Annotated in this window: 20 protein-coding genes and 1 pseudogene; 12 read left to right on the forward strand and 9 right to left on the reverse strand. The window is 70.9% G+C overall.

What is annotated here, in order from left to right:
- Positions 1-6: 6 nt before the first annotated feature.
- Complete coding sequence (gene msrA / locus ACE3T5_RS01375; protein WP_374663644.1) at positions 7-546, reverse strand: peptide-methionine (S)-S-oxide reductase MsrA; 540 nt, start codon at positions 544-546, stop codon at positions 7-9.
- Between the two features lie 82 nt (positions 547-628).
- On the opposite strand from msrA, the gene ACE3T5_RS01380 reads away from it, so the two are divergent.
- From ACE3T5_RS01380 to ACE3T5_RS01410, 7 genes are all read left to right on the forward strand, one after another.
- Positions 629-1,396 (forward strand): YdcF family protein, encoded by a 768-nt coding sequence (locus ACE3T5_RS01380; protein ID WP_374663646.1) that lies wholly within the window; start codon positions 629-631, stop codon positions 1,394-1,396.
- Between the two features lie 132 nt (positions 1,397-1,528).
- Positions 1,529-2,215 (forward strand): TetR family transcriptional regulator, encoded by a 687-nt coding sequence (locus tag ACE3T5_RS01385; RefSeq protein ID WP_374663648.1) that lies wholly within the window; start codon positions 1,529-1,531, stop codon positions 2,213-2,215.
- A complete protein-coding gene (locus tag ACE3T5_RS01390) occupies positions 2,212-3,384 on the forward strand; it encodes an efflux RND transporter periplasmic adaptor subunit (protein WP_374663650.1) in 1,173 nt (390 codons plus the stop codon). Before ACE3T5_RS01385 ends, ACE3T5_RS01390 begins: the two co-directional genes overlap by 4 nt.
- Before the next feature lie 13 nt (positions 3,385-3,397).
- Positions 3,398-6,592 carry an efflux RND transporter permease subunit gene (locus ACE3T5_RS01395; protein WP_374663651.1) on the forward strand — a complete coding sequence of 1,065 codons (3,195 nt, stop codon included), beginning with the start codon at positions 3,398-3,400 and terminating at the stop codon, positions 6,590-6,592.
- A gap of 21 nt (positions 6,593-6,613) precedes the next feature.
- A complete protein-coding gene (locus tag ACE3T5_RS01400; RefSeq protein ID WP_374663653.1) occupies positions 6,614-7,303 on the forward strand; it encodes a protein-L-isoaspartate O-methyltransferase in 690 nt (229 codons plus the stop codon).
- Positions 7,304-7,321: 18 nt separating this feature from the next.
- Positions 7,322-7,660, forward strand: a complete 339-nt coding sequence (locus ACE3T5_RS01405) for a rhodanese-like domain-containing protein (RefSeq protein WP_374663655.1) — start codon at positions 7,322-7,324, stop codon at positions 7,658-7,660.
- A 51-nt stretch (positions 7,661-7,711) separates the two neighbouring features.
- Entirely contained in the window at positions 7,712-9,031 is a 1,320-nt protein-coding gene (locus ACE3T5_RS01410) for a TolC family outer membrane protein (RefSeq protein WP_374663657.1), read from the forward strand.
- A gap of 116 nt (positions 9,032-9,147) precedes the next feature.
- On the opposite strand, the gene ACE3T5_RS01415 is transcribed toward ACE3T5_RS01410, so the two are convergent.
- The 5 genes from ACE3T5_RS01415 to ACE3T5_RS01435 form a co-directional block, all read right to left on the reverse strand.
- Complete coding sequence (locus tag ACE3T5_RS01415) at positions 9,148-10,398, reverse strand: 3-deoxy-D-manno-octulosonic acid transferase (protein WP_374663659.1); 1,251 nt, start codon at positions 10,396-10,398, stop codon at positions 9,148-9,150.
- The gene (gene waaC / locus ACE3T5_RS01420; RefSeq protein ID WP_374663661.1) at positions 10,395-11,402 is read right to left on the reverse strand and encodes a lipopolysaccharide heptosyltransferase I; all 1,008 of its coding nucleotides are present in this window, start codon (positions 11,400-11,402) and stop codon (positions 10,395-10,397) included. Before waaC ends, ACE3T5_RS01415 begins: the two co-directional genes overlap by 4 nt.
- A 43-nt stretch (positions 11,403-11,445) precedes the next feature.
- Complete coding sequence (locus ACE3T5_RS01425) at positions 11,446-12,828, reverse strand: phosphomannomutase/phosphoglucomutase (protein WP_374663663.1); 1,383 nt, start codon at positions 12,826-12,828, stop codon at positions 11,446-11,448.
- 137 nt (positions 12,829-12,965) lie between these two features.
- Positions 12,966-13,241, reverse strand: coding sequence for a type II toxin-antitoxin system RelE/ParE family toxin (locus ACE3T5_RS01430; RefSeq protein WP_374663665.1), 276 nt, complete (start codon positions 13,239-13,241; stop codon positions 12,966-12,968).
- 3 nt (positions 13,242-13,244) lie between these two features.
- Positions 13,245-13,442: a stability determinant gene (locus ACE3T5_RS01435; protein ID WP_374663667.1), complete on the reverse strand. Its 198-nt coding sequence runs from the start codon at positions 13,440-13,442 to the stop codon at positions 13,245-13,247.
- Positions 13,443-13,565: 123 nt separating this feature from the next.
- Between ACE3T5_RS01435 and ACE3T5_RS01440 the strand changes: the two genes are divergently transcribed.
- From ACE3T5_RS01440 to ACE3T5_RS01450, 3 genes are all read left to right on the forward strand, one after another.
- Complete coding sequence (locus ACE3T5_RS01440) at positions 13,566-15,128, forward strand: Ada metal-binding domain-containing protein (RefSeq protein ID WP_374663669.1); 1,563 nt, start codon at positions 13,566-13,568, stop codon at positions 15,126-15,128.
- A gap of 67 nt (positions 15,129-15,195) precedes the next feature.
- Positions 15,196-15,702, forward strand: coding sequence for a methylated-DNA--[protein]-cysteine S-methyltransferase (locus ACE3T5_RS01445; RefSeq protein WP_374663671.1), 507 nt, complete (start codon positions 15,196-15,198; stop codon positions 15,700-15,702).
- An 84-nt stretch (positions 15,703-15,786) separates the two neighbouring features.
- A complete protein-coding gene (locus ACE3T5_RS01450; RefSeq protein ID WP_374663673.1) occupies positions 15,787-16,680 on the forward strand; it encodes a DMT family transporter in 894 nt (297 codons plus the stop codon).
- A 503-nt stretch (positions 16,681-17,183) separates the two neighbouring features.
- Here the strand turns inward: ACE3T5_RS01450 and ACE3T5_RS01455 are convergent.
- Positions 17,184-17,882, reverse strand: a pseudogene (locus ACE3T5_RS01455) (radical SAM protein); the annotation flags it as partial.
- Here ACE3T5_RS01455 and ACE3T5_RS01460 point away from each other — a divergent pair.
- Positions 17,812-18,615 carry a hypothetical protein gene (locus ACE3T5_RS01460; RefSeq protein ID WP_374663675.1) on the forward strand — a complete coding sequence of 268 codons (804 nt, stop codon included), beginning with the start codon at positions 17,812-17,814 and terminating at the stop codon, positions 18,613-18,615. The pseudogene ACE3T5_RS01455 and the gene ACE3T5_RS01460 overlap by 71 nt on opposite strands.
- A gap of 73 nt (positions 18,616-18,688) precedes the next feature.
- Complete coding sequence (locus tag ACE3T5_RS01465; RefSeq protein ID WP_374663677.1) at positions 18,689-19,504, forward strand: TIGR00266 family protein; 816 nt, start codon at positions 18,689-18,691, stop codon at positions 19,502-19,504.
- A 14-nt stretch (positions 19,505-19,518) separates the two neighbouring features.
- Here ACE3T5_RS01465 and ACE3T5_RS01470 read toward each other — a convergent pair whose 3' ends face one another.
- Both ACE3T5_RS01470 and ACE3T5_RS01475 read right to left on the reverse strand, forming a co-directional pair.
- Positions 19,519-20,499, reverse strand: coding sequence for a hydroxymethylglutaryl-CoA lyase (locus ACE3T5_RS01470; RefSeq protein WP_374663679.1), 981 nt, complete (start codon positions 20,497-20,499; stop codon positions 19,519-19,521).
- Entirely contained in the window at positions 20,496-21,704 is a 1,209-nt protein-coding gene (locus ACE3T5_RS01475) for a CaiB/BaiF CoA transferase family protein (protein ID WP_374663681.1), read from the reverse strand. The genes ACE3T5_RS01470 and ACE3T5_RS01475 overlap by 4 nt, the downstream gene beginning before the upstream one ends.
- Positions 21,705-21,719 lie beyond the last annotated feature (15 nt).

Consider the following 21,719-nt stretch of genomic DNA (forward strand, 5'->3'; position numbering starts at 1 on the left):
TGCGAATCAGGGGCGCTGCAGTTCGGCGAAGGTCTTGCGGAACTTGGCCACCTTGGGGGCCGCCACCGCCATGCAGTAGCCCTGGTAGGGGTTCTTCTCGAAGAAATCCTGGTGGTAGTCCTCGGCGGGCCAGTAGTTCGAGAGCGGTTGCAGCTCGGTCACCACCGGCCGGGGAAAGGTCTTCTGCGCGGCCAGCTCCGCCAGGAAGGCGCGGGCCTCGGCCTCCTGGGCCGGCGTGGTGAAGTAGATGCCGCTGCGGTACTGGGTGCCGACGTCGTTGCCCTGCCGATTGAGCTGGGTGGGGTCGTGCACGACGAAGAAGATCTCCAGGATCTGGCGCAGGCTGATCTGCGCCGGGTCGAATCGGAGCCGGACCACCTCCGCGTGGCCGGTCTGGCCGGTGCACACGGCCTCGTAGCTGGGGCGCTCGACCTGCCCGTTGCAGTAGCCCGACTCGACGTCGGTGATGCCCCGCACCTCCTTGAACACCGCCTCGGTGCACCAGAAGCAGCCGCCGCCCAGCACGATGGTTTGCTCTTCCGCCATGATCATCTCCAGGATCAAATAATGTAGTCGGTCGCGTGAGCCGGATCTTTCGTGGGGCCGGGGCGCTTACGATGCGCGGGCCATGGAACCCGGTGCCCTGAAGCCCATCCTCACCGCGCTGGCGCTGCCGCCCGCCGGGCCGCTGCTGCTGGCGCTGCTGGGGCTGGCGCTCGCATGGCGCTGGCGGCGAACGGGCATCGTCCTCGCCGCGGCCGGTGTCGTCGTCACCCTGGCTCTGAGTCTGAATGGGGTGGCCGTGTTCCTGACCCGGCACCTGGTGGACTTGCCGCCCCCGGTGAGCGATGCGGCGCTCGCACGCGTGCAGGCCATCGTGGTCCTCGGTGGGGGCATGCGGCCCCATGCGCCCGAGTACGGCTGGGCCCAGCCGTCCGAGCACACCCTGGCCCGCCTGCGCTATGGCGCCTGGCTGGCGCGTCGCAGCGGCAAGCCGCTGGCCTTTGCCGGCGGCATCGGCTGGGCAGCCACCGGCACCGACAGCGTGGAGGGCACGGCGGCACGCCGCGTGCTGCAGGAGGATTACGGCCTGCCCCTGCGCTGGCTGGACGACCGTTCGCGCGACACCCGCGAGAACGCGGAGCGGATCGCGGCGCTGCTGCGGCCCGACGGCGTGCGCCGCATCGCGCTGGTGTCCGACGCCTGGCACCTGCAGCGCGCCGAGGCGCACTTCCGCGGCGTGGGCCTGGAGGTGGTGCCGGCGCCCACGCAGTTCCCCGCGCCGCTTGAGCGCCAGCTGCTGGAGTGGCTGCCCTCCACGCACGGCCTCACGCTTTCGCGGCAGGTGCTGCGCGAATGGCTGGGCCTGCGGTTCACGACGACAGCCGGCCGCTGAGGCACCGGGGTGGTGCAGGCTTTACCGCCCCTTGACTTGACGCCTGCCGGCCTGCACCGCTACATTACTAACCAGTCAGTCATTAAGAAATCGCTGCTTCTGGTGCGCCTGCGCCGGTGGTTGCGCCCGCTCATGTCTCCCGTACTTGGAAAGTTGATCGGCGACCGGCCGGATGAAGGCACGGCCCGGCGCGAGCGCCGCAAGGAAGCCCGCCCCGGCGAGCTGCTGGAGGCCGCGCTCGACCTGTTCGTCGAGAAGGGCTTCGCCGCCACCCGCGCCGAGGAGGTGGCCGCGCGCGCAGGTGTCTCCAAGGGCACGCTGTTCCTGTACTTCCCCAGCAAGGAAGAACTGTTCAAGGCCGTCGTGCGCGAGAACCTGGCTGGCCGCTTCAAGGAATGGAACCAGGAGTTCGATGCGTTCGAGGGCACATCGGCCGAACTGGTGCACTACTGCATGCGGGCCTGGTGGGAGCGCGTGGGCGCCACCCGGGCCTCGGGCCTGACCAAGCTGATCATCAGCGAGGCCCGCAACTTCCCCGACATCGCGGCCTTCTACCAGCAGGAGGTCGTGCGCCCCGGCACCGAGCTGATCCGCCGCATCCTGCAGCGCGGCATCGACCGCGGCGAGTTCCGTCCCATGGACGTGGACTACGCCGTCTACGCCATCGTCTCGCCGATGATCCACCTGATCATGATGAAACACTCCCTGGCCGCCTGCATGCCGCAGGACTATGCGCTGGACCCCGAGCGCTACGTGCAGTTGCACGCCGACATCCTCCTGCACGGCCTGATCCGTCCTGGCGCGGAGAACGCCCGATGAAGCGCCTGCCCTGGAAGTGGATCGTCGCCGCGCTGGTGCTGCTGCTGGTCATCGGCGGCGGCCTGCGCGCGCTGAATGCCCGCAAGGCCCAGCAGGCGGCCGCCCAGGCCACGGCCTCGGCCAAGGCCGAGGCGGCAGTGGAGCTGGCCGCGACCGACGTGGTGCTGGCCGAGACGCGCAACCTCACCCGCGGCCTGCCCGTCTCCGGCTCGCTGCGCGCGGTGAACTCCGCCTTCGTCAAGGCGCGCGTGGCCGGCGAGCTGCGTGACCTGACGCTGCGCGAGGGTGACGCGGTGCAGGCCGGCCAGGTGGTGGCCCGCATCGACCCCACCGAGGCACAGGCGCGGCTGAAGCAGGCGCAGGAGCAGGCCGACGCGGCGCGCGCGCAGATCGACATCGCGCAGCGGCAGTGGAACAACAACAAGGCCCTGGTGGACCAGGGCTTCATCTCGCGCACGGCGCTCGACACCTCCTGGAACAACTTCGTCGCGGCCGAGGCCAACCACAAGGCGGCGCTGGCCGCGGTGGACGTGGCGCGCAAGTCGCTGGATGACACGGTGCTGAAGGCCCCCATCGCCGGCGTCATCTCGCAGCGGCTCGCGCAGCCCGGCGAGCGCGTGGCGATCGACGTGCGGGTGCTGGAGATCGTGGATGTCTCGCGGCTGGAACTCGAAGCCACGCTGGGCGCGGCCGACTCCATCGACGTGCGGGTCGGCCAGGAAGCCCTGCTCACGGTGGAAGGCCGCACCGCCCCGGTGACGGCGCGCGTGGTGCGCATCAACCCCAGTGCACAGGCGGCCAGCCGCAGCGTGCCGACCTACCTGACTCTCTCGGAGACGACGGGCCTGCGCCAGGGCCTGTTCGCGCAGGGCACGCTGGCGACCGGGCAGGTCTCTTCGCTGGCCGTGCCGCTGGCCGCGGTGCGTACCGACAAGCCCTCCCCCTATGTGCAGGTGGTGGAAGCCGGCCGCGTGGCGCACCGCACGGTGCAGCCTGGCGCGCGCGGCGAATCGGGTCGCGAGACCTGGGTGGCGGTGGAGGGTGTGCCGGCCGGCGCACAGGTGATCCGCGGCCACGTGGGCACGCTGCGGCCGGGCACGCTGGTTCGCTTCACGGGCGGCGTGGCGGCCACGCCGGCGGCCTCGGCCGTCCGCACCCCCAAGCCCTGAGCGCGCAGCGGCCATGTGGTTCACCCGCGTCAGCCTGAAGAATCCCGTGTTCGCCACGATGGTGATGCTCGCCATCGTGGTGCTGGGCCTGTTCTCCTACCAGCGCCTGAAGGTCGACCAGTTCCCCAACATCGACTTCCCGGTGGTGGTGGTCACGGCCGAATACCCCGGCGCCTCGCCCGAGATCGTGGAGAGCGAGGTCACCAAGAAGATCGAGGAGGCGGTGAACTCCATCGCCGGCATCAACGCCCTCACCTCGCGCAGCTACGAGAACCAGGCCGTCGTCATCATCGAGTTCCAGCTCCACATCGACGGGCGCAAGGCGGCCGAGGACGTGCGGGAGAAGATCGCCTCGGTACGGCCCACCTTCCGCACCGAGGTGAAGGAGCCGCGCGTGCTGCGGTTCGACCCCTCCAGCCGCGCCATCTGGTCGCTGGCGGTGCTGCCCGAGGCCGCCGCGGGCGCCCGCGCGCCGACCGCGGTGGAACTCACCAACTGGGCCGACCAGGTGCTGAAGAAGCGGCTGGAGAACGTGCGCGGCGTGGGCTCCGTCACGCTGGTCGGCGGCACCAAGCGCGAGATCAACATCTACCTGGATCCGCCGGCCCTGGAAGCCCTGGGCGTGACCGCGGACCAGGTGGCCGCCGCCGTGCGCAGCGAGAACCAGGATCTGCCGGTGGGCGCGGTGCGCTCGCTCGCGCAGGAGCGCGTGGTGCAGATCGACGCGCGCATGCAGCGGCCCGAGGACTTCGGCAAGATCATCATCACCCGCCGCAACGGGGTGCCGGTGCGCGTGGAACAGGTCGCGCGCGTGGCCGACGGCGCGCAGGAGATCGACAGCCTGGCGCTCTACAACGGCCAGCGCACGCTGCTGCTCACGGTGCAGAAGTCGCAGGACGAGAACACCATCGCCGTCATCGACGGCCTGCAGGCCACGCTGGCCGAGATGAAGGCGCAGCTGCCGCCCGGCGTGCGGCTGGAGCCGGTGACCGATTCGTCGCGGCCGATCCGCGTGTCGGTGGCCAACGTGCAGCGCACGCTGATCGAGGGCGCGGTGCTCACCGTGTTAATCGTCTTCCTGTTCCTGAACTCCTGGCGCTCCACCGTCATCACCGGGCTCACGTTGCCGATCGCGCTGATCGGCACCTTCCTGTTCATGTACGCCTTCGGCTTCTCGATCAACATGATCACGCTGATGGCGCTGTCGCTGTGCGTGGGCCTGCTGATCGACGACGCGATCGTGGTGCGCGAGAACATCGTGCGGCACGTGCAGATGGGCAAGCCCCCCTACCAGGCCTCATTGGACGGCACGCAGGAGATCGGGCTGGCCGTGCTGGCCACCACCTTCTCCATCGTCGCGGTGTTCCTGCCCATCGGCTTCATGGGCGGCATCATCGGCAAGTTCTTCCACGAGTTCGGCGTCACCATTGTGGCGGCGGTGCTGATCTCGATGTTCGTCAGCTTCACGCTCGACCCCATGCTCTCCTCGGTGTGGCACGACCCCGAGGCCGAGGCGCACGGGCACACCAAGCCGCGCGAGCAGTGGGACTGGTACGACAAGTCCATCGGCCGCGTGACCGGCTGGTTCGACCGCGCCACCGACAGCCTGGCCGAGTGGTACCAGGGCGTGCTGCGCTGGTCGCTCGCGCATCGCCTCACCACCGTGATTGGCTCGTTCCTCATCTTCGTGACGAGCCTGGTGATGGTGCCGCTGCTGGGCACCGAGTTCGTGCCCAAGGCCGACTTCTCGGAGACCACGGTCACCTTCCACACCCCGGTGGGCTCCTCGCTGGAGCTGACCGAATCCAAGGCGCGGCAGGTGGAAGCGATCATCCGCGAGTTCAAGGAGGTGCGCTACACGGTGGCCACCATCAACACCGGCAACGCCGCGGGCAAGATCTACGCGAACATCTACATCCGCCTGGTGGACCGCAAGGACCGCCAGGTCAACGCCGACCAGATGGCGGGCGTGCTGCGCGAGCGCTTGCGGCAGGTGCCCGGCATCACCGTCACCCATGCCGGCCTGCTGGACGCCGTGGGCGGCAACAAGCAGATCGAGTTCTCGCTGCAGGGGCCCGACCTGCGCGAGCTGGAGCGCCTGTCGCGCCTGGTGATGGAGAAGATCCGCCCCATCCCCGGCCTGGTGGACCTGGATTCCAGCGTCAAGCCCGACAAGCCCACGGTGGAGATCGAGATCCGCCGCGACGCCGCCTCGGACCTGGGCCTGTCGGTGGCGCAGATCGCCGGCTCCATGCGCACGCTGGTGGCTGGCCAGACGGTGGGCAACTGGCGCGCCCCCGACGACCAGACCTATGACGTGAACGTGCGCCTCGCGCCCGATGCGCGCACGGCCCCGGCCGACCTGGAGCGCCTGCCCTTCGCCACCGGGCTGAACGCCGACGGCTCGCCGCGCGTGGTGCGCCTGAACCAGGTGGCCACGCTCACCGAGGGGACCGGCCCGAACCAGATCAACCGCCGCGACCTCACGCGCGAGGTGGCCATCAACGCCAACGCCTACGGCCGCGCCGCCGGCGATGTGTCGGCCGACATCCGCACCGCGCTGGACGAGGTCGCCTTCCCGCCCGGCTACCGCTACCAGTTCGGGGGCTCCACCAAGAACATGCGCGAGTCGTTCGGCTATGCCGTGTCGGCGCTGGCGATGGCCGTGATCTTCATCTACATGATCCTGGCCAGCCAGTTCAGGAGCTTCCTGCAGCCGCTGGCGCTGATGACCTCGCTGCCGCTCACGCTGATCGGCGTGGTGCTGGCGCTCATGCTGTTCCGCTCCACGCTGTCGATGTTCTCCGTCATCGGCATCGTCATGCTGATGGGCCTGGTGACCAAGAACGCCATCCTGCTGGTGGACTTCGCCATCCGCGCGCGGGAGCAGGGCATGGAGCGCGCGGCCGCCCTGCTGCTGGCCGCCAAGGTGCGGCTGCGCCCGATCCTGATGACCACGCTGGCCATGATCTTCGGCATGGTGCCGCTCGCCTTCGCGCTGACCGAGGGCTCGGAGCAGCGCGCGCCCATGGGCCAGGCGGTGATCGGCGGGGTGATCACCTCGTCGCTGCTGACACTGGTGGTGGTGCCGGTGGTCTACTGTTATCTGGACGACTTCGCCGCCTGGCTGCGCCGCGGCCGCCGGCCCGCCGCGGGCGGTGGCGGCGCGCAGGCTGTGCCCGCTTCTAAAATGGATGGTTTGTCCTGACCGCTGAAACCCGAGACCGCCATGAACGCCCCGCTTGACCTGCAACGCGCCCGCTTCAACATGATCGAACAGCAGATCCGCCCCTGGGAGGTGCTGGATCTGGAGGTGCTGGCCCTGCTGGAGCGCGTGAAGCGCGAGGACTTCGTGCCCGCTGCCCACCGCGCGCTGGCCTTCGTGGACATGGAGATCCCGCTGGCGAGCCCCTCCGAGGAGGCGATGCGCCGCGGCCAGTGCATGCTGGCGCCCAAGGTCGAGGCCCGGCTGCTGCAGGATCTGGCCCCGCAGGCCCATGAGACCGTGCTGGAGATCGGCGCCGGTTCCGGCTACATGGCCGCGCTGCTGGCCAGCCGCGCGCAGCGCGTGTTCACGCTGGAGATCGACCCCGCGCTCGCGCAGCTCGCGCGCGACAACCTGCAGCGCGCCGGCATCCGCAACGCGGAGGTGCGGCAGGCCGATGGCAGCAAGGGCATGGCCGCCCATGGCCCGTTCGACGTGATCCTGCTCTCCGGCTCGGTGCATGAGGTCCCGCAGGCGCTGCTGGACCAGCTCAAGGTGGGGGGCCGGCTGGCCGCCATCGTCGGTGACGAGCCGGTGATGCGCGCCACCTTCGTGCGCCGCACGGGTGAGGCCACCTTCGCGACGACCCAGCCCTGGGACACGGTGGCGCCGCGGCTGGCGAACTTTGCACAGCCTTCACGTTTCCACTTCTGACAGACAGGCAGCCGCGCGATGATCGACCAGGTGCGACCCAACCAGGTGAATGAGTGGCTCGCCGCGCAGGCCGCGCCGCGCGCGCTGGTGCTCGACGTGCGCGAGCCGTGGGAACTGCAGACTGCCAGCGTGAAGCCCGACGGCTTCGAGCTGGTCGCCATGCCCATGGCCAGCATCCCGGCGCGCCTCGCCGAGCTGCCCGCCGATGCGGCCATTGCCTGCCTCTGCCACCACGGCGGCCGCAGCCAGCAGGTGGCGATGTTCCTGGCCCGACAAGGCTTCGGCCGCGTGGCCAACATCACCGGCGGCATCGAGGCCTGGGCGCGCGAACGTGATCCGGCCGTGCCGCGCTATTGACCGCTCCTGAGCGCCGGCGCCCACCCCATCGAACTTCAGAAGGACGAACTCATGAAACTGGCAAGGCTAGCCCCCCTCTCCGTGGCCGTGTTGCTGGCCTGGGGCGCACCCGCCCAGGCGCAAAGCCTGCTGGAGCTGTATGAGATGGCGAAGGCCTACGACGCCACCTGGCAGGGCGCGCGCGCGCAGTACGAGGCCAACCTCGCCCGCGCCGAGCAGGCCAAGGCCGGCCTCTGGCCCACCGCTGGCCTGCAGGCAAGCGCCACGCGCAACCGGTTCGAGAACGACAACCCGGTGGTGGAGCGCAGCTACACCACCAAGAGCGCGGCGATCAGCGCCTCGCAGCCGCTGTACCGGCCGGCCAACACGGCCACCGCGGAACAGGGCGACCGGCAGCTCCGCCTGGCCGAGTACACGCTGACCACCGCCAGCCAGGACCTCATCCTCCGCGTGAGCCAGGCCTACTTCGACGTGCTGGCCGCGCAGGACACGCTGACCTTCGTGCGCGCGCAGAAGGCCGCCAACGCCGAGCAGCTGGCCGCGGCCAAGCGCAACTTCGAGGTCGGCACCTCCACCATCACGGACACGCGCGAGGCGCAGGCCCGCTTCGACCTCGTCGTGGCGCAGGAGATCGCGGCCGAGAACGACCTGCGGGTGAAGAAGCTCGCGCTGGACAACCTGGTGGGCAAGCGCGACGTACAGCCCAACCCGCTGGTGACGCCGCTGAACGTGCAGCCGCCGCAGCCGGCCGACGCCGAGGCGTGGGTGCAGGCCGCGGAAGCCGCGAGCCCGGCGATCCTGAGCGCACGCACGGCGGTCGAGGTGGCCGAGCTGGAGACGGTGAAGGCCAAGGCCGGCCACAAGCCCACGGTGGATTTGAACGCCAGCTACAGCCTCACCCGCAGCAGCGGCAGCACCACCTCGGCGGCGGAGTCGCGACCGAAGAACGCCAGCCTGGGCGTGGTGCTGAACCTGCCGCTGTTCGCCGGCTTCGCGGTACAGAACCGGGTCCGCGAGACGCTCTCCCTGGAAGAGAAGGCCCGCGCGGACCTGGAAGCCGCGCGCCGCACCGTCAGCCAGGCGGTCCGCACGGCCTACTTCGGCGTGCTGTCCGGCCAGGGCCAGGTGCGCGCGCTGGAGGCCGCCGAGGCGTCGAGCCAGAGCGCGCTGGATGCCAACCGGCTGGGCTACCAGGTGGGCGTGCGCATCAACATCGACGTGCTCAATGCCCAGAGCCAGCTGTTCCAGACCAAGCGCGATCTCGCCGTGGCCCGCTACAACGTGCTGCTGGGCGGCCTGCGCCTGCGCCAGGCGAACGGCACGCTGCAGGCCGACGATCTGACGCAGTTGAACAAGCTGGTGGGGAAGTAGCGCCCAGGAACGCTGGGGTTGCGCTGGCGCTCCACCCCAGCCTACGGAACGCAGCCAGCGACAGGTCTTTGGGTAGGCTGGGGTGGAGCGCAGCGCAACCCCAGCGTTCCCACGCCTCACCCTCGCCCGACCATCCCCCGCACCGCCTCCGCCGTGCGCATCGCTGCCCCCCGATGCGCAGCTGCGAACGCCAGGCCCGCTTCTGCAGCGCGCTCACGGCCCACGGCATCGCCCGCGAGCGCAACGGCCACCCGCACCCCCTCCTCCATGCTGCCGACCCGCTGCGCCGCCCCCGCGGCCTGCGCCAGCGCCGCCGCCTCGGCAAAGTTGAACGTGTGCGGCCCCATCACCACCGGGCAGCCGCAGGCCGCCGCCTCGATCAGGTTCTGCCCGCCCAGCGGCGCGAAGCTGCCGCCCAGCAGCGCGACGTGGGCCAGGCCGTAGTACTGCGCCATCTCGCCCAGTGAGTCGCCGATCCAGACCTGCGCCGCGGGCGGCGGCCCGTCACCCCAGGCGCTGCGGCGCGCGACGCTGAAGCCTGCGTCCGCTGCGAGCCGAGCCACCTCGTCGAAGCGCTGCGGATGACGCGGCACCAGCAGCCACTGCACATCCGCATGGGCACGCACCGCGCGCAGGAACTCGGCCTCCTCGCCCTCGCGGGAACTGGCGAAGGCCACCACCGGCCGGCCGGCGGCCGCGCGCCAGGCCTGGCCGCGGGCGAGCTGCACCGCATCGGGCGTGGCGTCGAACTTGAGGTTGCCGAACACACCCTGCACGGTGGCGCCCAAGGTGCGCAGGCGCTCGGCGTCGGCCTCGGTCTGCGCCCACACGGCGGCCAGAGCGCCATAGGCCGGCCGCGCCAGGCTGGCCAGGCGCAGCGCTTGCCGCATCGACTTCTCGGACAGGCGCGCATTCGCCAGCATGAGCGGGATACCGCGCGCCTGGCAGGCGGCGGTGAGGTTGGGCCACACCTCGGTTTCCATCAGCACGCCGCCGCAGGGGCAGAAGTGATCCAGGAACGCCGCCACGGCTTCGGGCGTGTCCCAGGGCAGCCAGGCCTGCGCATCGCCTTCACGCAGCAGCTTCGCGCCCTCGGCGCGGCCGGTGGCCGTGCCGTGGGTGAGCAGCACGCGCAGGCTGGGTTGGCGCTGACGCACGGCGTGCAGCAGGATGGCAGCGGCGCGGGTCTCGCCGAGCGACACCGCGTGGATCCAGAGCCGGCCCGGCCCGGTGGGGGCCTCGTAGCGACCGAAGCGCTCCTCGATGGCCACCAGATAGCCCGGCTCGGCGCGCCCGCGCCGACGCAGCTTGCGACGCAGCAAGGGCTGCGCGGCGCGCAGGGCCAGCGAGTACAGGGCGCGCATCATGACGAGGCGCCGGTCCGTGGTGAGTCGCCTGCCGCCGCCTGCACGGCCTGCCACGCCGACCACACCGCATCAACAGTGGGAGTCGGATCTCCCCGCACGCTGCACTGATGGGCCGCGCCCTGCGGCCCGGTGCGCCAGTCCGTGTCGAAGTTGTAGATCTGCACGTGCGGCAGGTCGAGCGCCACCGCGATATGGCTGAGGCCGCTGTCCACCCCGATCACGCCGGCGCAGCGGGCCAGCCGTTCGGTCAAGGCATCGAGGGCCATCGAAGCCCACACCTCGCACAGCGGCCCCAGTGCGGCGGCGAGCCGCTCGGCCCGCTCGCGCTCCGTCGGGCCGCCCTGCGGCAGGCCGAGGGTGAAGCCGGCGGCCAACAGGCGGCGACCCAGCTCGATCCAGTGCGGCTCGGGCCAGCACTTGTCGTCGCGCGAGGTGCCATGCACGAAGGCCACGCAGGGTCGCGGATCGACGACCGCGCCATCACCGGAACCCGCCAGGCCCTGCCGCAACACCGCCGGCACCTCGTACCCCAGCGCCGCCGCGCACAGCAGCCGCGAGCGCTGCACCGCATGCACGCGCGGTGCCAGCGGGATGGCCACATCCGCCACCCAACGCGTGGGCGCCTCGTAGCTGGAGCCCTCGGTGCGATTGGCCATCGCGAAGCGGCGCCCGCCCGGCGCCAGCCGCGCCAGGCGCGCCACCAGCGCCGACTTGGCCAGCCCCTGCAGATCGATCACCGCGTCGTAGGCCTCTTGCCGCAGGTCCGCGCGGAAGGCGCGCCAGGCCGCGCGCGTATCGGCCGAGAGCGGCTCGCGCCGCCAGCGCCGCAGCTCGCAGGGCACCACGCGATGCACGCCGCGGCAGCGCGCCACCAGCGGCGCGAAGCCGCGCTCCACCACCCAATCCACCTGCGCATCGGGAACGGCCGCCAGGATGTCCTGCACCGCCGGCATGGCATGCACCACGTCGCCGAGCGAAGAGAGCTTGACGATCAGGATCTTCATGCGCGCGGAGCGGCGCTGTCCGCGTCGCCGTTCGCGGCAGCGCTCAGTGCGCCGCCTCGCCGATGGCGGCGTCGGGCTTCACGCTGCGCAGCAGCGCGAGCATCTCGCCCTCGATGCGGTGCAGGGCCTCGGGCGTGTGGCCCTCGAAGCGCAACACCAGCACCGGCGTGGTGTTGGAGGCGCGCACGAGGCCGAAGCCATCCGGCCAGTCGACCCGCAGGCCGTCGATGGTGGCCACCTGCGCCGCGGGAAAGTGCGCCTTCTTCACCAGTTCGTCCACCACGCGGTGCGGCTCGCCCTCGGCGCACTTCACGTTCAGCTCGGGGGTGGAGTGGCTCGTGGGCAGCGCGTCGAGCACCGCACTCGGGTCGGGCGAGCGCGAGAGAATCTCCAGCAGCCGCGCGCCGGCATAGGTGCCGTCGTCGAAGCCGAACCAGCGCTCCTTGAAGAAGATGTGGCCGCTCATCTCGCCGCCCAGCGGCGCCTGCAGCTCCTTCATGCGGGCCTTGATCAGCGAGTGGCCGGTCTTGAACATCACCGGCTGGCCGCCCGCCGCGGCAATGGCCGGCGCCAGGCGCTGCGAGCACTTCACGTCGAACAGGATGGGCGCGCCGGGCACGCGCGAGAGCACGTCCTGCGCGAACAGCATCATCTGCCGGTCGGGGTAGATGTTGTTGCCGTCGCGGGTGATGATGCCCAGGCGGTCACCGTCGCCGTCGAAGGCCAGCCCCAGCTCGGCACCCGTCTCCTTCAGCTTCGCGATCAGGTCGCGCAGGTTCTCGGGCTTGCTCGGGTCCGGGTGGTGGTTGGGGAAGTTGCCGTCCACCTCGCTGTACAGCTCGATCACCTCGCACCCGAGGCGGCGGAAGATGTCGGGCGCCGAGGCACCGGCGATGCCATTGCCCGAATCCACCACGATCTTCAGCGGTCGGGCGAGCTTCACGTCGCTCGCGATGCGGTCGCGGTAGGGGCCCAGCACATTCACGTTGCGGATGCCGCCCGGGCGCGCGGGCTGATCCCAGCCGGCTGTCTCCATCATGCGGCGCAGGGCCTGGATCTCCTCGCCGTGGATGGCGCGGCCGGCCATCACCATCTTGAAGCCGTTGTAGTCCCTGGGGTTGTGGCTGCCGGTCACCTGGATGCCGCTGGTGCACAGCGTGCTGGCCGCGAAGTACAGCATGGGCGTGGTGACCATCCCGACATCGATCACGTCCACGCCGCTGGCCACCAGGCCGCGCACCAGGGCGGCCGAGAGCGACGGGCCGGAGAGGCGACCATCCCTGCCGACGGCGACCGCGGTCTCCCCCTCACGGCGGGCCACGGTGCCGAAGGCGCGTCCCAGCGCCTCGGCCACCTGCTCGTCGAGCGTGCTCGGCACGATGCCGCGGATGTCGTAGGCCTTGAAGATGCTGGGGCTGAGCTGCATGGGTCCTGCTGCGGTGAGGGGAAAAATAGCCGACTCACATTCTAGGAGGCGACAGGCCCGTGGACAGGCCGCCGGACCTGCGTCGTCCTGTGGCACCAGATCCCTGCGCGCTGCGCTCAACGAGGAAGGGCGTAGCGTCAGGGATAGCGCTGCCTGGCGTGGAGCCCCTGAACCACTTCGATCCGGTCGGTGGCAACCTGATAGACCACGATGTAGTTGGGATGCGCCACCACCTCACGCGTGCCAGCCACCCGACCTGACCGGAAAAGATAGGGGTGCTCCGCGAGGGGGACGACCGCTTGTTCGATCAACGTCTTGATGCGGCGTGCCGCGGCGGGATCGTGCCGCGCAATGTACCGAATGATCTCCGCGAGGTTTTCGCGCGCCCGGGCTCGCCAGACGATCGGCAGCATCCCTCAGTCGGCCTTGAAGGACTTGTCCTGCTCTGCCTGGGCAATGATCCGGTCCATCTCGGCCATGACCGCATCGTGCGCCATGCAGGGCCGCTGATCATCCAGACTCGCCTGCACCTGCGAACGGAACCAGACGTCATGCGCCTGGGCTTCATCCACCGTGCTGAACTCTGACTCGATGGGGGAAAGCGCAGTGTTCATGGCTCATTCTATGTCCCTTCCCCGCCCCTGGGCTGGGAGACAGGATCCACATCCGATCAGGCACCGCCAGCGACATGTCCGAAAACGGCCAGCCGCCGCCCGCCCGCTCCGTATCATGCCTGCATGTCCACCGCGTCGCCGACCCTGAACCCGGACGCCTGCTACCAGGCGCTGCAGGCGCGTGATGCGCGCTTCGACGGCGTGTTCTTCACCGGTGTCACCAGCACCGGCATCTACTGCCGGCCGGTGTGCCGCGTGCGCACGCCACGGCGCGAGAACTGCCGCTTCTTCACCCTGCCGGCACAGGCCGAAGGCGCCGGCTTCCGCCCCTGCCTGCGCTGCCGGCCGGAGCTGGCGCCCCAGGCGCAGGCCTGGTCCATCCAGGACGCAAGCGACACGCTGGCGAGCCAGGCCGCGCGCCTGCTGGACGAGCCCGACGCCTGGCCCGACGGCCTGCCGACGGTGGAGCAACTCGCGGCCCGCCTCGGCGTGAGCGACCGCCACCTGCGCCGCCTGTTCGAGGCGCGGCTGGGCGTCTCGCCGCTGCAGTACCTGCAGACGCGCCGCCTGCTCACCGCCAAGCAGTTGCTGGCCGATTCCGACCTGCCCGTCACGCAGGTGGCGCTGGCCAGCGGATTCGCGAGCGTGCGCCGCTTCAACGCGGCCTTCGCCCAGCACTACGGGCTGAGCCCGACGCAGGTGCGGCGCGAGGGCGCGCGGCCGGCTCAGGGCCGGGTGACCGTGCGGCTGGGCTATCGGCCGCCCTACGACGTGGACGCGATGCTCGGCTTCTTCGGCACGCGGGCCATCGAAGGCATGGAACAGGTGGAAGGGCGCAGCCTGGCCAGGACCCTGGCGATCACGAACGGCGGGCGCACCTGCGCCGGCTGGCTGGTGGCGCGCTTCGACGACAGCCAGCCGGTGGTGACGCTGGAAGTAGGCGACGGCCTGCGGGAGGTGCTGCCGCTGGTGATCCGCCGTCTGCGTGCCACGCTGGACCTGGACGCGGACCCGGCCGTCATCCAGGCCCGGCTGGAATCGCACTTCCCCGGCACGGCGGGCCTGCGCGTGCCGGGCACGCTGAACGGCTGGGAGCTGGCCGTGCGCGCCGTGCTGGGCCAGCAGATCACGGTGGCGGCCGCACGCACGCTGGCCCGCCGGCTGGTGGATCGGTTCGGCGCCCCGCTGGAGACGCCGGTGCCCGGCCTGCATCGCCTCTTCCCCGCCCCGCAGGTGCTGGCGGATGCAGAGGGCAACGCGCTCGGTGAGCTGGGTATCGTGCGCCAGCGGCAAGCCGCAATCGTCGCCCTGGCCCGCGCCACGGCGGATGGCACGCTGCAGCTGCATGCCGGTGCCGACGTGCCCGCCACGATCGAGGCCCTGAAGGCCCTGCCCGGCATCGGCGACTGGACGGCGCAGTACATCGCGATGCGCGCGCTGCGCTGGCCGGATGCCTTTCCGGCGGGCGACGTGGCCCTGCACAAGGCGCTGGGCGTGCAGCAGGAGCGCCAGCCCGCCCGTGCGGCCGAGGCGGCCTCGCAGGCCTGGCGGCCCTGGCGCAGCTACGCCGTGATCCGTGCGTGGCATGGGCTCGGCGCACCCGCACCGGCGCTGCCCGCTGCCAACGCTGCCACGGCGCCCCAGCGCCCTGCCCCAGGCGCTCGTTCCACAACCCCCACGCACTGACCCGGAGGCGACCTTGTTCACGCAGCCCGCTCCAACCCGCCACCCGCACGCCCTTGCCCCTGCCACCATGCCCGCCCACGACCCCCACGCCCCCACGGCCAGCCTTCGCACCACCAGCCCGCTCGGCCCCATGCTGCTGGCAGCCACCGAGGACGGCCTGGCCGGCGTGTGGTTCGTCGGCCAGCGCCATGGGCCGCTGCGCCACACGTGGCCGGAAGACGCGCGGCATCCGGTGCTGCATGAAGCAGCCTCGCAGCTCGCGGCCTACTTCGCCAGCCGGCTCCGCGATTTCGACCTGCCGCTGGACACCCGGCGCGGCACGGACTTCCAGCGCAGCGTGTGGCAGGCCCTGCGTGCCATTCCGCGCGGCCAGACCCTCAGCTATGCCGCGCTCGGCCGCGCCATCGGGCGCCCCGAAGCCGCGCGCGCCGTGGGGGCGGCGGTGGGCCGCAACCCCTGGAGCATCGTCGTGCCCTGCCACCGGGTGACGGGCTCGGACGGCTCGCTCACTGGTTACGCCGGCGGGCTGGACCGCAAGACGGCCCTGCTGCGGCTCGAGGGCGCGCTGCATTGATGTGCCGGCGGGATCAATGCCCGCCCCATCTTTCATCAATGCCCCTGACATCCCGCGGCGGCCGCGCCCCCACACTCGCAACCCATGCCTGTCTCGTCCCGAATCGACTTCATCCTGCTGGCCGCCATCTGGGGATCGTCCTTCCTCTTCATGCGCTATGCGGTGGGGGATTTCGGCGCGCTGCCCACCGCCTTTGTGCGGGTGGCGATCGCCGCGCTGTTCCTGCTGCCGCTGGTGTGGTGGCGCGGGCTGGGCGCGGCGTTCCGGCAGCACGGCCGCGCGGTGTGCCTGGTGGGCGTCATCAATTCCGGCATCCCGTTCGCGCTGTTCGCCTTTGCGCTGCTGTCCATCAGCACCGGCCTGTCGGCGATCCTGAACGCCACCGTGCCGCTGTTCGGCGCCCTGGTCGCGTGGCTGTGGCTGGAGGACCGGCCCAATGGCTCGCGCGTGCTGGGCCTGGTCATCGGGTTCGCCGGGGTCGCCCTGCTCGCCGGCGAGAAGGCGAGCTTCACGCCCGGGCCGTCCGGCATCGCACCGGCGTGGGCGGTGCTCGCCTGCCTGGCGGCCACGGCCTGCTACGGCATTGCGGCCAGCGCCACCAAGCGCTATCTCACCGGCGTGCCGCCGCTGGTGCTGGCCGCCGGCAGCCAGCTCGGCGCCACGCTGGGGCTGGCACTGCCCGCGCTGTGGCTGTGGCCAGCGCAGATGCCCGGCACGCAGGCCTGGCTGGCGGTCACCGTGGTCGGCGTGCTGTGCACCGGTGTCGCCTATGTCTTGTACTTCCGCCTGATCGAGAAGCTGGGGCCCTCGCGCTCGCTGGCGGTCACCTTCGTGGTGCCGGTGTTCGCGGTGATCTATGGCGCGCTGTTCCTGTCGGAGGCCGTGACGAGCTGGATGATCCTGTGCGGCGCCGTCATCGTGCTGGGCACCGCGCTTTCGACCGGACTGCTCAGGCTGCCGGTGGCGCGCAACGCCTGAGCATGGCGCCATGACGCGACGGTCGACGTCTCGCGCCGCACGCTGTGGCTGATGCCGCACAGGCGATTGCAGCTGCGCATGGCCTCGCGCACCGGCTGCGCCAGCTGCCAGAAGCGCGTCAGGTCACCTGGCTGTCGCAACGGCATGCCAGGAAAGATCGTCGCAAAGCACAACCGCGCCACGCCGTAGTGGTCCACCATGATGTTGCGCTCGTAGGTGTTGCAGATGTGCTCGGTCGTGCGGGCCGAGGCGCCCCAGCCACGCGCGAGATCCGGCACGCCCTGCAGCGAGCGGAAGTACATCGCCGCCTGGGCCTTGAAGGCCGGGTTCAGGCCCAGGCCAAAGCGCTGGTCGCAGCGATCGATCACCTCGGCCAGCCGGTCGGCATCCACCCGGTGGTGCTGCACGAAGAAGGCATCCATGTCGCCGCCATGACCGAAGCTCGGCTGCAGGATGTTCAGCTTCATCTTGTCGGCGCCCACGTCGTTCAGCACGAAGTCGTAGAACGGCTCCAGCTCCCGATAGTTCTCGTCGAAGACCAGGGCCATGACATGGATGCGCACGTCGTCGGCGCCCTGGCGCCGGCGCGCGGCCAGCAGCAGGCGCAAGGCCTCCACCGCCTTGTCGAACGAGCCCTCGACGCCCCGTGTGCGGTCGTGCAGTTCGGCCCGGTGGCTGTTCAGCGACACCGACACTTCATGCGGCCCTTCACGCACCATGCGCTCGGCCATGGCCTCGTCACGGATGCGTGTGCCGTTCACGACGCTCAGCGCACGCAGGCCGAGCGCGCGGCAGGTGGTGGTGATGTGGAAGTAGCGGTCGAGGTCGAGCATCGACTCGCCGCCGCAGATCACCACGCGGCCGCGCGGGTTGAGGCTCGCGAACTCCGCCAGCAGCTCGCGCATGCGCTCGCCCTGGACATAGCGCTCGCTGTCCGCGTCGTCCTGCTGCCAGAAGTCGCAATGGCCGCAGCGCAGGTTGCAGCGCTTGTTGACGTGCACGTACAGGAACTGGGGCGGCGGCAGAGGGGGCATGGGCAGCATCTGGCTCGCGCACGGCGGGCCGGCGTGCCGCCAGCATGCCACGCACGCCGGGTTTGCGCCACACTGGCGGACGAACGTCGCTGCGACCATGTCCGCTGACCCCGCCCCGGCCCCCCTCGCCCCGCTAGTACGCGCACACGCGCGGCGGCTGCGCGACATCTACCGCTCCGCCGGCTGGCCCAGCCAGGACCCGCTGGAGATCGACCTGCTGGCCGCGGGCCTTCTGCAGCGCGTGCAGGCGCCCACGGGCCACGAGACCCTGCGTGTCACCGACGAGGGCCTGCGCTGGATGGCCACGGTGCTGGCCCGCAACCGCGCGGCGCTGTCCGCGCATGAGGCGCTGGTGGAACGCGTGGCGCGCGAGATGACGCGCGCCGGCCGCCTGGCCTGGCGCGGCCTGAGCCTGCGAGCGCAGATCCCAGCCGAAGACGACACGCAGGCGCTGCGCTGGTGCATCGCCCGGCCGGACGTGTTCTCCATCCGCCAGACCTCGGTGGAGGCGTACGTGGAACCCATCGTGCACGAGGTGAAGGTGCGGCGAGCCGACCTGCTGGGCGACCTGCGCCAGCCCGGCAAGCGCGCCGCCTATCAGCACCTGGGCGAGTGCTGGTACGTGCTGGGGCAGGACGCGCGGGGCCGCGCGATTGCGGAGCCGGAGGAGATTCCGCCCGAATGCGGCGTGCTCGTCCTCAGTGGTGAGCGCCTGCAGGTGGCACGGTCCGCGCAGCGGCGTGCGCGGACCGGCCTGCCCTTCGGCGTGTGGATGGCGCTGGCGCGCGCCACGCCGCTGCCGCTGGCCGATGAAGACAGCCAGCGGCTGCTGGGGGAGGACCACGCACCGCCCGCCGACGACGCAGCCCCTGAGGTGCCGCCAACGGCGGGGTCGGCCTGAAGCGGGTTGTCCTTCCCTTCACGCGCATTGGCTACCATTCGCCCCTTTGCAGCCGTTTCCCGAAGGAGGCCCCATGGCAATGGACGTGATCGACTATGACATCCGCGGCGCGGAGATGCAGTTCGTGGAGGTGGAGCTCGACCCCGGCGAGGCCGCCATCGGCGAAGCGGGCAGCCTGATGTTCATGGACGGCGGCATCACCATGGACACCGTGTTTGGTGACGGCAGCGCGCAGCAGGGCGGCTTCTTCGGCAAGCTGCTGGGCGCCGGCAAGCGCCTGGTGACGGGCGAGTCGCTGTTCACCACCATCTACACCAACCAGGCGCAGGCCAAGCAGCGCGTCGCTTTCGCCGCGCCCTACCCCGGCAAGATCCTCCCCATGGACTTGCGGCAGCTGGGCGGCACGCTGATCTGCCAGAAGGACGCCTTCCTGTGCGCCGCGCGTGGCGTCTCGCTCGGCATCGCCCTGCAGCAGAAGCTGGGCGTGGGCTTCTTCGGCGGCGAAGGCTTCATCATGCAGAAGCTCGAAGGCGATGGCCTGGCCTTCGTGCATGCGGGCGGCACGGTCGTCAAGCGCGAGCTGGCTGCCGGCCAGGTGCTGATGATCGACACCGGCTGCGTGGTCGCCTACACGCCCACGGTGAACTTCGAGATCCAGTACGTGGGCAAGATCAAGACCGCCCTGTTCGGCGGCGAGGGCCTGTTCTTCGCGAAGATGACCGGCCCAGGCACGGTCTGGCTGCAGAGCCTGCCGTTCTCGCGCCTGGCCTCGCGCGTGTTCGCGGCCGCGCCGCAGCGCGGCGGCTCGCGCGAAGAGGGCTCGGTGCTCACCGGCGTGGCCGCGGGCGGCCTGCTGGGCGGGTTGCTCGGCGGCGGCGACGACGAGTAGCGGCGCCGCGCGACTCAGGTGCGCGCTTCGGCGCGCGCGCGGATCGCCTCGAAATCCGCGGGCAGCGGATGCAGGTCCAGCCGTCGCCCGGCCCTCAGGATCTGGCCCGGCACGTCGTGGCCGATCAGCCCCGGCAGCTTCGCCACCGCGGCCAGCAGCCGCGGCACATCCACGCCGGTGTCGTAGCCCATCAGCTCCAGCGCATGGGCCACCTCTTCGGTGCTCACGTTGCCGGAGGCACCCGGTGCGTAGGGGCAGCCGCCGATGCCGCCGAAGGAGGCATCGAAGCGGTCCGCGCCGGCATCCAGCGCGGCCAGCACGTTGGCCAGCCCCATGCCGCGCGTGTTGTGGAAGTGCAGCGTCAACTCGGTCTGCGGCCAGCGCTCGCGGAAGGCTGTGGTGAGCGCATGCACCTGGCCTGGCCAGGCCATGCCCGTGGTGTCGCAGAGCGTGATGCCGTGCGCGCCCATCGTCTCCAGCAGCCGCTCGCACCAGGCCATCACCTCGTCGGCCGGCACCTCGCCTTCCATCGGGCAGCCGAAGCTGCAGGACAGTGACACGTTGACCGGCACGCCGGCGCCCCGGGCCAGCGCGGCCACCTCGGCCAGCGCCGTGAACGACTGCTCGCGCGTCATGCGCAGGTTGGCGAGGTTGTGGCTTTCGCTGGCGGACATCACCAGGTTGAGTTCATCTGCCCGCGCGTCGATGGCGCGCTCGGCGCCGCGCACGTTGGGCACCAGCGCGCTGTAGACAACCCCCGGCGCGCGGCGGATCTCGCGCAGCACCTGCTCGGCATCGCGCATCTGCGGGATGGCCTTGGGCGACACGAACGAGGTGACCTCGATCTTCGCCAACCCGGCGTCCGTCAGCGCGTCGACGAGGGCGATCTTGTCGGGCGTCGGCACGAACTGCGCCTCGCCCTGCAGGCCGTCTCGCGTGCCCACTTCCTGCAGGTACACACGGCGACCCTCGCCGTGCCAGGGGCGGGCGGTCATGCCACCACCTTGCGCGCGCGCAGCGCCGCGATCTCTTCGGCCGACAGCTTCAGTTCGGCCAGCACGGCGTCGGTGTCGTCGCCGAGCTTCGGCGCGCTGATGCGCACGCTGCCCGGCGTGCCCATCAGCTTGGGCACCACGCCGGGCACTTCCACCTCATGGCCATCTCGCGTGCGCTGCTTGAGGATCATGTCGCGAGCGCGGAAATGCGGGTCCTCCACGATGTCGCGCGCGGTGTACACACGGCCGGCCGGCACCTTGGCCTCGCCCAGCACGCGCAGCACCTCGACCACATCGCGGGTCTGCGTCCAGGCCTCGATGGCCTGGTCGATCTCTTCCACGCGCGCCACTCGGCCGGTGTTGTCGGCCAGCGCGGGATCGCGTGCCAGGTCGTCACGGCCGATGGCCTGCATCAGGCGCCGGAAGATGCTGTCGCCGTTGCCCGCGATCAGCACCACGCCGTCGGTGCAGCGGTAGGCGTTGGAAGGCGCGATGCCCGGCAGCGCGGAACCCGCGGGCTCGCGCACGACACCGAAGGCGCTGTACTCGGGCACCAGGCTCTCCGTCACGTTCAGCACGGCCTCGCTCAGCGCCACGTCGATCACCTGGCCCTGCCCGCCGTTGACCTTGCGGTGGTAGAGCGCCGTGAGCACGCCGATGGTGCCGTGCAGCGCCGCGAGCGTGTCACCGATGGAGATGCCGCAGCGCACCGGCACGCGGCCGGGCTCCCCCGTGATGTGCCGCAGGCCGCCCATGGCCTCACCGATGGCGCCGAAGCCCGGCAGGTCGCGGTACGGGCCGGTCTGGCCGTAGCCGGAGATGCGCAGCATCACCAGGCCCGGGTTGTCCTTGGCGAGCGACTCGTACGACAGGCCCCAGCCCTCCAGCGTGCCGGGGCGGAAGTTCTCCACCAGCACGTCGGCCTGGGTGATCAGGCGGCGGGCGATGTCCTGGCCCTCGGGGCTGCGCAGATCCAGCGCGAGGGAGCGTTTGTTGCGCGACTGCACCTGCCACCAGACCGAGGTGCCGTCCTGGATGAGCCGCCAGTTGCGCAGCGGATCGCCGGCGCCGGGCGGCTCGATCTTGATCACGTCGGCGCCGAAGTCGCCGAGCGTCTTGCCGACGAAGGGGCCCGCGATGAGCTGGCCCATCTCGATGACGCGCAGGCCGGCCAGCGCGCCGGGAGACAGTTGCAGGTTTTCCATGGTGACGACAGTCTA

The sequence above is a fragment of the Ramlibacter sp. genome (genome assembly GCF_041916345.1).
Taxonomy (GTDB): domain Bacteria; phylum Pseudomonadota; class Gammaproteobacteria; order Burkholderiales; family Burkholderiaceae_C; genus Ramlibacter.